Origin of the sequence: Bacillus rhizoplanae (assembly GCF_917563915.1) — a bacterium.
Lineage (GTDB): Bacteria > Bacillota > Bacilli > Bacillales > Bacillaceae_G > Bacillus_A > Bacillus_A rhizoplanae.
In genome coordinates this window covers 1-3,911 of sequence record NZ_CAKJTI010000063.1, presented here as the reverse complement: position 1 = coordinate 3,911, position 3,911 = coordinate 1, and the positions used below count along the sequence as shown (strand labels likewise).

The window sequence follows — 3,911 nt, the reverse complement described above, 5'->3', positions numbered from 1 at the left end:
AGGTCACACCCGTTCCCATACCGAACACGGAAGTTAAGCTCTCTAGCGCCGATGGTAGTTGGGACTTTGTCCCTGTGAGAGTAGGACGTTGCCAGGCAATCTAAGACGAGTCAGTATGACTCGTCTTTTTTGTGTATCTTTAATAGTATGATTTTTTCCTTCTTAGAGCGTAGCATGAAAAAATACATATTACTATAAATAGACAGAATATTCTTTAATAAGGAGGGAGTAATTTGTTAAGTGAATTAGAATTAGTGATTGATGCTAAGGCTACTCTTGGAGAAGGGCCTTGTTGGGATTATAAAAAGCAGCTATTATATTGGGTCGATATTTTGGAGAAAAAGGTTCATAGCTATAATCCAATTACAAATGAAAATAAGACAATCTTTCTTGAACAGATGGTTGGATCAGTGGTTCCTAGTGAATCTGGTAACATGATTCTTGCTTTAGAGAACGGTTTTCATTGGTTAAATCCGGATACGGAAGAACTACAAGCTATTTATGATCCTGAAAGTCATTTACAAGACAATCGCTTTAATGATGGGAAGTGTGATCCAGCAGGTCGTTTTTGGGCAGGTACTACAGACTCAGTTGGTATAGGTGGAGAGGGAGCTCTTTACTGCTTAGATACCGATTTAACTGTCAAAAAGAAATTAGAACAAGTGAGTACTTCTAATGGTTTAGCATGGTCACCCAATCATAAATACATGTATTTTGTAGATACACCTACAAGAAAAGTGGTTCGTTTTGATTATGATATCCATACAGGGCATATTGAAAATCCTCAAGATGTTGTTCTTATACCAAAAGAAGAAGGCTTTCCTGATGGAATGACGATTGATGAAGAAGGTATGCTATGGATTGCTCACTGGGGAGGTTCTAAAGTATCCAGGTGGAATCCTGTAAATGGAGAACAGCTGCTAACCATTCCTATCCCTGCTTTATATGTAACTTCTTGTACATTTGGCGGAAGTGACTTAAATGAGTTATATATTACAACGGCAAGAATGCATAATACAGATCCGAGTGCTGGTGGAGTATTTCGAATGAAAATGAACATAAGAGGATGTCCTACATATCAATTTAATGGATGAATTTACTGATGAGTACTATATGTCAAAATTAATTTAATTTCTATAACTGAAAATTACATCAGCTCTCCGATTTTTAAGGGGGAACAATAGTGAAAAGACGTGAACATCTTCATGAAATTTCGGGTTTTTTTCTGTTCCTCCCTCAGAATATGTTTTTCCTATTAAGCTTGCATTGCTTTCAATAGTGCAGCTAGCTTATTGATTGTATTCAAGTTGCGTGTTGTTGCGGTATTTCCAAGTTTCTGTAGGTTCTTCGCCAACTTGGAATCCAGGATGCTTTGACGGAACAAGAAGTAAATTTCACGTCCATGGATATAGTATTCATCATTATCACGTTCACTGTCCGATAACAGTTCAACTACCTTTTGCTGGGGCTCTTCAGTTAAAATGGAAACATGAACACTTTCTCCTTTTGCCAAGGGTACATCTATATATGGGCAATACTCGATGATTTCCTCAAATTCTGTGGCTGTTCTTAAGACAACGGTGATTGAAATTCCAAACGTCTTTCTAATTTCATCCTCAATTCGGAAGCGCAATGACTCTGTATCCTCCGCTGATTCAAACAGGACATTGCCAGTTTGAATATATGTTTGTACTCGGCTGAGACCCATCGTTTCTAGCATACGCTTCAATTCAGCCATTTTGATCTTATTATGTCCACTTACGTTAATGCCTCGCAACAGTGCGATATAAATTGTCATTTTGTCACCTTCAGTCTTTTTGTTTTATATTGTAACTAAAAATTCGCCGATTTGAAGAGAGATTCCTTTTTTATATCGAAAAAGCTCCATATAGTAAGTAGTTAGAATTACGAAATTCATTTAACTATATATTTTATATAGTCTATTAAAATAAGAAAACCTATATTTAAAGATTTCTGTTGAATTTCTTGTATTTTCCTTATATAAATCATATATTCGTTATCGAATCTACATCATCTTGTTAGTATACTAGAAAAATTTAATGAGTTTAAAGCCGTTCAATCTAAAATAATTTTTAAATCGAACAACTGTTTTTAACCTTCTTGAATGTAGATTGAGATGAAATCTATTACTTAACAATTGTAATTGAAACGGATGTGAAATACATATGAGAGGCGTTTTTATGATAATAATAGCGATTATGTTATGGGGAATTGCTATAGCACCAACAAAATGGGCATTACATTCGTTCCCGCCTTTTACTTTACTTTTTTTGCGTTTATCCTTAGCCGGTTGCTTATTCTTTCCCTTTCATTGGAAGGAAATACGACAGACGTATATTCCGTGGAATAGAATTATAGTTTTATCTTTTACAGGTATTGCGGGATACTTTATGTTTACTTCATATGGAATTTCGCTTACAAGTGGAATGCATGTGAGTATTATTGATGCCACATTACCCTTATTCACGATTATGTTTGCTGCTTTTTTTCTTCAAGAAAAAATTAATTGGAAATATTGGATTGGCATGTTTTTTAGGAATGTGCGGTGTATTACTAATAACGATTCCGTTAAATGAGCGAGAGAGTACATCATCGCTTACTGGGGATTTACTTATTTTAGCTAGCACAATTTTGTTTGCTTTTTATAATATATTGTTAAAGCAACCGAAAGAAGAAGCAAATTTCTCTAGCGGAGCATTTACTACATTAACTTTACTCGTGGGGGCTATTATAGTGCTGCCCTTTACTATTTTTGAAGTATCGTATCGTGGAATCCCGGATGTAGTAACGTGGAAAGCATGGGGAAGTTTAGTATACCTTATTGTCGGTCCGACTATTCTTGCTTACTTACTGTGGAATAAAGCGCTAGAAGAAGTTTCAGCAGCTGTTGGTGGGATGTACTTAAATGTGCTTCCGTTAGTCAGTATAATGGCGTCTGTAATTTTATTAGATGAAGTTATAACGTGGAGAATTGTTGTGGGCGAAGGACTTGTTTTGTTAGCAATTATCTGGGCAGATCAAGAAAAGTTTAAAGTATTATTTCGATCAGTATTAAGTAACTAAAAACTAATGCTTTTGAAGACATGCTTATACATATTTTTTCTAAAAAGAAGGTGCTATTTTATTTAGCTCCTTCTTTTTTAGAAAAGGGTTTTATATTTCTGAATACTGACTTACTACTTCTAATGCTTTTTCTCGTACGAAACGTATTAATTCCGGAGGCTTCTCTATTAATATTTCTGCCCCGAGGCTGAGGAACAATCCTCCGATAAAAGGGATATCTGACTCCTTAATTTTCTCTTTAATGACTCCAGTACCGTTAGGATTAACTTGAATCCATTCTCCAGTAGGATGAGGATCCAGTGTTTTGCACCCTTTTTTAATTAACGTTGCCTGTAAAGTGAGTTCTTTTGATAAAATTTCTGTTTGCTTTAACCATTGCGTAACTGTCATATCTACTGGAATTGGTTCCGGGAAATCCCGCTGCACTTTGAGAGAAATAATCCGATCGACTCGAAAAGATACATTACTTTTTCGTTTGTAACAAAATGCAGGAGAGTACCATAATCCATTAGATAGAAAGAGTTCAAAAGGGAAACTAGTTCAATATAGGGGATTTAAACTCATTTTGAAGATGATAACTTAGAGTTATTCATTACGAAAGAAAATCGTTAATAAAAAGATTAAAAAATTATTGACTCTATAACAATAACTGTGTAATATAGTAGGAGTCGCTGATGCAACAGAGCAAAAAGCGAAAACGAAATAAAAAACTTAGTTGACATTGAAAAACAAAGATGTTAACATAAGGAAGTCGCAATTAAGCGGCAAACAAGTTCTTTGAAAACTGAACGAAACAAACAACGTGAAACGTCAATTTTTATTTATGA

Annotated in this window: 3 protein-coding genes, 1 rRNA gene and 2 pseudogenes; 3 read left to right on the top strand and 3 right to left on the bottom strand. The window is 35.0% G+C overall.

Annotated elements, in window-relative coordinates:
- Positions 1 to 97 (top strand): 5S ribosomal RNA (gene rrf / locus LRP84_RS22120); the annotation flags it as partial.
- Between the two features lie 136 nt (positions 98 to 233).
- Positions 234 to 1,094 (top strand): SMP-30/gluconolactonase/LRE family protein, encoded by an 861-nt coding sequence (locus tag LRP84_RS22115; protein WP_230577049.1) that lies wholly within the window; start codon positions 234 to 236, stop codon positions 1,092 to 1,094.
- A gap of 161 nt (positions 1,095 to 1,255) precedes the next feature.
- Here LRP84_RS22115 and LRP84_RS22110 read toward each other — a convergent pair whose 3' ends face one another.
- Positions 1,256 to 1,798 (bottom strand): DUF1697 domain-containing protein, encoded by a 543-nt coding sequence (locus tag LRP84_RS22110; RefSeq protein WP_230577048.1) that lies wholly within the window; start codon positions 1,796 to 1,798, stop codon positions 1,256 to 1,258.
- A 388-nt stretch (positions 1,799 to 2,186) separates the two neighbouring features.
- Here LRP84_RS22110 and LRP84_RS22105 point away from each other — a divergent pair.
- Positions 2,187 to 3,084: pseudogene (locus LRP84_RS22105) on the top strand (DMT family transporter).
- Positions 3,085 to 3,174: 90 nt separating this feature from the next.
- Here LRP84_RS22105 and LRP84_RS22100 read toward each other — a convergent pair.
- The gene (locus LRP84_RS22100; RefSeq protein WP_496559687.1) at positions 3,175 to 3,510 is read right to left on the bottom strand and encodes a hypothetical protein; all 336 of its coding nucleotides are present in this window, start codon (positions 3,508 to 3,510) and stop codon (positions 3,175 to 3,177) included.
- Between the two features lie 9 nt (positions 3,511 to 3,519).
- Positions 3,520 to 3,603: pseudogene (locus tag LRP84_RS22735) on the bottom strand (hypothetical protein); the annotation flags it as partial.
- Positions 3,604 to 3,911: the final 308 nt, after the last annotated feature.